Source organism: Nocardioides lentus (genome assembly GCF_039529515.1).
Taxonomy (GTDB): domain Bacteria; phylum Actinomycetota; class Actinomycetes; order Propionibacteriales; family Nocardioidaceae; genus Nocardioides; species Nocardioides lentus.
Map to the genome: position 1 here is coordinate 184,996 of NZ_BAAAMY010000001.1, position 6,762 is coordinate 191,757.

General features: G+C 67.8%; 6 protein-coding genes. 4 read left to right on the top strand and 2 right to left on the bottom strand.

Annotated elements, in window-relative coordinates:
* Position 1: 1 nt before the first annotated feature.
* Positions 2-916 (bottom strand): AEC family transporter, encoded by a 915-nt coding sequence (locus ABD158_RS00850; RefSeq protein WP_344002354.1) that lies wholly within the window; start codon positions 914-916, stop codon positions 2-4.
* Positions 917-979: 63 nt separating this feature from the next.
* Here ABD158_RS00850 and ABD158_RS00855 point away from each other — a divergent pair, with 63 nt between their 5' ends.
* From ABD158_RS00855 to ABD158_RS00865, 3 genes are all read left to right on the top strand, one after another.
* Entirely contained in the window at positions 980-2,101 is a 1,122-nt protein-coding gene (locus tag ABD158_RS00855; protein ID WP_344002357.1) for an L-talarate/galactarate dehydratase, read from the top strand.
* Positions 2,098-2,784 (top strand): FadR/GntR family transcriptional regulator, encoded by a 687-nt coding sequence (locus ABD158_RS00860; RefSeq protein ID WP_344002359.1) that lies wholly within the window; start codon positions 2,098-2,100, stop codon positions 2,782-2,784. The genes ABD158_RS00855 and ABD158_RS00860 overlap by 4 nt, the downstream gene beginning before the upstream one ends.
* 185 nt (positions 2,785-2,969) lie before the next feature.
* Positions 2,970-4,709: a DUF5677 domain-containing protein gene (locus ABD158_RS00865; protein WP_344002362.1), complete on the top strand. Its 1,740-nt coding sequence runs from the start codon at positions 2,970-2,972 to the stop codon at positions 4,707-4,709.
* 545 nt (positions 4,710-5,254) lie between these two features.
* Here the strand turns inward: ABD158_RS00865 and ABD158_RS00870 are convergent.
* Complete coding sequence (locus ABD158_RS00870) at positions 5,255-5,449, bottom strand: hypothetical protein (protein ID WP_344002365.1); 195 nt, start codon at positions 5,447-5,449, stop codon at positions 5,255-5,257.
* 541 nt (positions 5,450-5,990) lie between these two features.
* On the opposite strand from ABD158_RS00870, the gene ABD158_RS19235 reads away from it, so the two are divergent.
* On the top strand, positions 5,991-6,512 hold the full coding sequence (locus ABD158_RS19235) for a M50 family metallopeptidase (protein ID WP_425573118.1): 522 nt from the start codon (positions 5,991-5,993) through the stop codon (positions 6,510-6,512).
* Positions 6,513-6,762: the final 250 nt, after the last annotated feature.

The window sequence follows — 6,762 nt, forward strand, 5'->3', positions numbered from 1 at the left end:
GTCAGCCCAGCAGCAGCGCCACCACCAGCGAGACGGGCAGCGCGGCGATGGTGGTGACGAAGATGGTCTCGCGGGCCATGTCCTCGCCGATCCGGTAGCGGGAGGCGTGCACGAAGATGTTCTGCGCCGTCGGCAGCGCCGCGACGATGACGACGCCGAGCAGCAGCACCCCGTCGAGGCCGAGGGCGAGCCCCACGGCCCACGCGACCAGCGGCTGGACGACGAGCTTGAGCAGCGACGCGAGGGCCACCTCGGCGTTGTGGCCCGACCCGCCGACCGGGGGCGCGAGGCGCATAGCCACGCCGTACGCCAGCAGCATCGCGGGCACCGCCAGCCCCGCGAGCAGCGACAGCGGCTCCTCGACGAGCGCGGGCAGCCGCCACCCGGTGAGCGCCAGCACCAGCCCGATGGCCGCGCCGACGGTGAGCGGGTTCGTCGTGATCCGGCGTACGGCGGGCCAGAAGCCGGCGCCGCGCCCGCGGCGGCGGTCGAGGTAGGCCAGCGCGAGCGGTTGGACGACGAGCATCTGCACCAGCAGCGTCGGCACGACGGCGGCGACGTCGCCGACGACGAACGCGGCGACCGGGATGCCGAGGTTGCCGGCGTTGACGTAGCCCGCCGTCAGCGCGCCGATCAGGGCCTCTCCCCCGTCGCGGCGCAGCACGAGGCGCGCGAGCAGCACGTAGACGAGCATCGCGACCGCCAGGGAGGCGACGGACGCGACCACGTTGGCGAGCAGGTCGGCGTCCATCGAGACGTCGGCGATGGTCAGCAGCATCAGCGCGGGGCTGGCGGCGAAGAAGGAGACGTCGTTCAGGGTGCGGCGCCCGGCGTCGTCGACCAGCCTGAGGTGGCCGAGCAGCACGCCGACCAGCACGACGCCGACGACCGCGGCGAAGCCCGTCAACAGGTCCACTGGACACCTCCCCGCCACTTATGCGATAACTACGTTACTCATCATACAACTAGGAGTGATCCCGTGCCCGACGCCATCCGTCACCTGACCCTCTCGCACGTCGTCCTGCCCCTCGACAACCCGGTCAGCGACGCCAAGGTGCTCACCGGTCGCCAGAAGCCGCTGAGCGAGACGGTGCTGCTGTTCGTCGAGGTGCTGACCGAGGACGGCCACCGCGGCATGGGCTTCAGCTACTCCAAGCGCGCCGGCGGCCCGGCGCAGTTCACGCACCTGCGCGAGATCGCCGAGGTGGCCATCGGCCAGGACCCCTCCGACATCGCGAAGATCTACGAGTCGCTGATGTGGGCCGGCGCCTCCGTCGGGCGCTCCGGGGTCGCGACCCAGGCCGTCGCCGCCCTCGACGTCGCGCTGTGGGACCTCAAGGCCCGCCGCGCCGACCTGCCCCTGGCCAAGCTGCTCGGCGCGCACCGCGACTCCTGCCGCGTCTACAACACCTCCGGCGGCTTCCTCCAGGCCGGCGTCGAGGAGATCAAGGAGAAGGCGACCGCCTCGCTGGAGGCCGGGATCGGCGCCATCAAGATCAAGGTCGGCCAGCCCGACTGGCGCACCGACCTCGACCGCGTCGCCGCGCTCAAGGACCACCTCGGCGACGTGCCGCTGATGGTCGACGCCAACCAGCAGTGGGACCGCGCCCGCGCCCGCCGCATGTGCCGCGAGCTCGAGCAGCACGACCTGGTCTGGATCGAGGAGCCGCTCGACGCCTGGGACGCCGTCGGCCACGCCGACCTCTCCCGCACCTTCGACACCCCCATCGCCGCCGGCGAGATGCTGACCTCGGTCGGCGAGCACATGGCGCTCATCGACGCCGGCTACCGCGGCATCGTGCAGCCCGACGCCCCCAGGATCGGGGGCATCACGCCGTTCCTGCGGTTCGCCACCCTGGCCGCCCACGCCGGTCTCGCGCTGGCCCCGCACTTCGCGATGGAGATCCACCTGCACCTCGCCGCGGCGTACCCGACCGAGCCGTGGGTCGAGCACTTCGAGTGGCTGGCCCCGCTGTTCGAGGAGAAGCCGGAGATCCGCGACGGGCGGATGTGGGTGCCGGACCGCCCGGGCCTGGGGTTCACCCTGACCCAGCGGATGCGGGACCTCACCAAGGAGACCGCTTCGATCGGTCGCCCGTGAGCAGGACCCCTGGGGGCCTGGCCACCCGCGTCGTCAGCGGCCTCAAGGACCGGGTGCTGGCCGGCGAGCTCGCCCCCGGCACCCGCCTGCCGAGTGAGGCGGAGCTGATCGAGACGTACGGCGTCTCGCGGACGGTGGTCCGCGAAGCCGTCGGCCAGCTCCGCGCCGAAGGCCTGGTCGAGACCCACCAGGGACGCGGCTCGTTCGTCCTCGCGGTCCCGGAGCCCTCGACGTTCAGCCTGGAGTCGTCGGCCATCCGCACCCAGCACGACGTCCTGGCCATGCTCGACTTCCGGCTCGGCGTGGAGTGCGAGGCCGCCGCCCTCGCGGCACGGGCGGTCACGCCCGAGACCGCCGAGGCCGTGCGTACGGCGCTCGCCCAGCTCGAGACCGCCGCTCCCGAGGACGCCGTCGAGGCCGACTTCGCCTTCCACCGCGCCATCGCCGCCGCCACCGGCAACCGCTTCTACGTCGACCTGCTCGCCTCCCTCGGGCCGATGATGATCATGCTGCCCCGCACCCGCCTCGGCGACGCCCACTCCCACTCCGAGGCCGAACACGTCGCGCGGGTGCAACGCGAGCACGCGCAGGTTGCGGACGCCGTCGTCGCGGGGGACACCGAGACCGCGCGGGCGGCGATGCGCGTGCACCTGGGGAACACGAGGCGGCGGCTGGCGCGGTAGTTTGAAGTGGGGCCCTGCCCCACGGGACATCAGCGACGGATTACCCAATTCGAAACGCACCGATTGGGTTGATCCGCGCGCAGGGTGGAAGAGAAGGTGGGACGTCGACCTGCAATCGTCGTTCGGGCGGGGCGTCCCCGAGGATTAAAGCGGTCAATGTCGGCCCCCTCTCATAGGTTGCCCTCATGCCGATGCCTCAGCCGAACCAGCACGACGGGCCCATGGCCGGACACGTTCACCGGCGCCGGGTCTTCACGCCGCCACTGGCCGCGACCGGAGTCCTTATAATCGGAGACTGGTTCAAGGACGACCTCCCGGACTTGCTGTGGCCGGCCCTTGTACTAGCCGAACAAGGCAATGACGCGATCCGCAACTTTGTCTCATGGCAGAAGGCGGTTCAGGAGGCGCTGTCCGAGCACGATCAGGCGGACCTCGTTGCTGAGTCACTCGATGGTCGCTTGACCAACCTCGCCCGCCTAGCCGTGAAGATCCCGAACGCGAAGGCGGTGGTGCGGGACCAAGCAGATGAAGACGGTCTACTCTCCGAAGGCGTGCGCAGTGCGCTTACGTCCTATCCGTACATGCCGGTCCCATGGCTGATTGCGGACGTCGTCGGAGTTCACGCCCCCGATCAGGCCGACATCGATCTCGTACGCCGTGCACTTTCCGAATCGCTCAACGACGACCACCGCGAGGCGCTGATGAAGTGCCTCCGGACCTGGAGCACCGTTCAAGCTGGCACCTTCTCCTCAGACCAGCAAACCATCGAGCTCCTGAAGACCTACCCCTACGAAGAAGAGTCCAAGTCCGAGGCGGACACGGTCATTCGTGCGCAATGGGGGGCACATAAGGGGATGCTGACAGTCGAGGATCCGAACTACTTCAACGACGCCATCAAGTGGGCGCGGGTGTTCTGGGGAGCCAACTCGATGACATCCCAGTGCCTTCGCAAGAAGGAGATGGGTAGCGAAACCACTCACGCGTTAGACAGTGATGGCGCGTTCAGCGTCACTCACGAGACCACGGCGGAGTCAGAAGCTGCGGATAGCGCTGCGCCGTCGGGAACGCCTCCCTCGCCCGACACAGAGCCAGACGCGCCGGACGACCGACCTGCGGCGGCCGACGACATCGGCGGCCGCGCAACCCCCGTTCCGCCCGATGGCGCGCATCTACGACAGCTCGTTATGGACCTGTTGTCGAGCTTCGTCGAAGCCTTGGAGACCGCCCCCGCCCGGTTGCACGACAAGGAGCGGCAAGAAGTGGTTTCGGGCCTGGTGTCGCGGGCGGGCCGAGATCTCATCGCGGTGCTGACGGCGCCCGATCTGTGGTGTATGGAGCACGGCGCCCACATCGTTCGAATGTTGGTCGAAACCAAGATCTACCTGCACTGGATGGCGCAGCAGGATCCGACCGTCTACCGCGAGTACCAGGAGTACGGCGCAGGCAAGGCAAAGCTCTATGCCCGCATTGCAGATGAGGTGCCGGCGGAAGCACGCACACCTGGATACCAAGAAGCCATCCAGGAGTTCGAACGCCTCAGCCACAACCACGACATCATCGATTACAGGGTTGTGGACACCCGAGACACCTTCGCCCAGGGCAAGTCCATTCGCAGCATGGCTGAAGAGACAGGCCTCCTTGACTTCTATCGACAGGCCTACGCTCAAGCCAGCGGCGTGGCGCATTCCGAGTGGTGGTCTATCGAGACCCACGCGATGGAACGTTGCCTCAACGTCCTGCACGGCCTACACCTCATCCCCAGCCTCTCGCTCAGCCTGGGCGGCAACGTCCAGCTCGCCACCGCATGGGTGGACCAGTTCTACACACTATTGCGCACGGCTTTCCGCATCCTCGACACCGATGAGCGAGCGGTCTCCTCGGCCTTTGCATGGCTGGAAGAGCCTGGGACCGACGAAACTGCCTGAGCTCGCACCCGACCCACTGAGCGCGGATAAGAGGTCTTGCGGCCACCTACCGGCTACGTGCGTCTGACTCGCGGCGGAGACGCAGTCTCTGGGTTGGTTCTGGGGCGGGTCCGGCCCGATGCGCTACGGGGCTCGCCGCGAAGCCACTACGGTGGGCGGCCCGTCGGACCGTCTCTCAGTACCTGTTGACGAAGATCAGATCGTTGCTTGCCTCCACCTTCGAGTGCGGCGAGCCATAATCGGCACGCGCGACGCAACCGACACACGGACCGGGGCCAAGCCCCTCGGCAGAACGCCGGCCTCGATCCAGTCGAATCGGCCACGGTGCGGGCGGAGCCCATCCGCCCCCGCGAACAGGGGACGTCCGCCCGCCGACGTCAAGTGCTAACTACCGTCTGGGGACGTCCGAACCCGAGCCGCCGCCCCGGCGTGGGCGGTGGCCCTCAACGTCAACTGAGCCGCCTGACATTGCCCCGGCGACGGTCGAGCGGCCCGTACCGCCACAGCCTGGGTCTCTCGCATTGACCTGACTAAGACAAAAAACGCTAGGGCTTCGTCACCTTGGCCCAGCGGTGGAGGCCGGACCACAACCGCGGCCGCTTTGCGAAGACGAGACTCAGGGCCGTGAGCACTTCCGCCCGCTGTTCGGACGGGACACCCTTGAGCGCCACCATGAGCGCCAGGACCGGGATCAGACCCACCAGGAGGAGGGTGCAGAAGATCAAAATGGGGAAGGTCACGGTGACCTCTTTCCAGGGAAGTACAGCAGCCTGAAGCAGCGCCCGAGGGCAAGCTACCTCCAGACCGGCGGGGCGCCGGTCATAGGTGCTGATGCATTGAATCCCCAATCACGTGCGGTGAACCGGTAAAGCGGGCCAGGAGAGTCCCTTCCGGTCGCACACTAATTCCCCACTGAGTGCTGGCGCCACCATAGACCAAGCTTCAGCAGCCGAGAATGGCGAGGATTGCAGCCTGCGAGGAGCTCGTGTCCGTGCGAGGCTCACTCTTCGCGGCGGGGGACGGGGACTGCGGGCGGACCCGCCCCAGACGAACGAGGGGTCCGTCCCAAGTCCTGCGGCCCTCCCTGGGCGCTGGTGACCTAGCTCGCCCGGATTCTCTTGCGCTGCCTTCAGCCGAGGAGCAGGCCGCGGTCGCACCGGCGCCTACACGTGCGCATCGGTTACCCAGTCGTGCTCGCCGCATGATCCGCCATGGCCTCGGCCAACCACATGTTCGAGGTGAGATCTCGCAGGGCGCTAGCTGTCAGGTCAGACTGACCGCATGACCCAAGACCCTCCCCCTAGTACTTGTCCTGAGTGCGGCCTTGAGGTCCGACTAGGGGACGAGCGCTGTCGCCGCTGCGACCTGGCTCTTGACCAGCCACTCTCCGACGAGCGGATTGCCGCCCATGAAGCGGGGCACGCCCTGGTGGCCTACTGCGTTGGAGCCACGGTCGACAGAATCGAGGCGTACTTCAGTGAATTTGGTGCAGTGACAGCTGTCGCCGATTCCCCGGACGGACCAGCCGACAGGACGATCGCCGCTGGTGGGTCCGCAGCCGAGTGGGAGACCTGCCCTGGCGATCCGTTCAGGTGGCGGTACGCCTCGGATAGCGATCTGAACGGTGGGGACGTAACCGGTGAGGATCTCGGAACAGCCAAGGCCCTGATTCGGCAACACCGTGAGGCGCACGCAGCCCTGACTGCGGTGGTCCTTGAAGCGCGCCTTGAACGCAGTGTCGTGAGCGGCAGTGATGTGCATGCGCTACTCGAAGGGCACCAAGTCACCCGCCCCTCCAGGTAGGGAATCGCTGCAGGGGCACTAGGGGCTGCCTCCGGCTAGGCCCTCGGGGTGAGCCATGCCGCGGGAAGAGCTGTGCTGTCCGTCCACCTGCAACCGAGCGCCCACAGTCTGGTCGCTGGCTCTGGTGTCTTGCGCTTCTCAGGTTGCGGGTGCACACCTACTCGAAGTGCTTTCCGGGTGGGCTCGGCACTGGCAACTTCGGCTCAGCTGTACGCGCTCGCTTCAGCGGACGTCTGCCGGGGTTGATGGC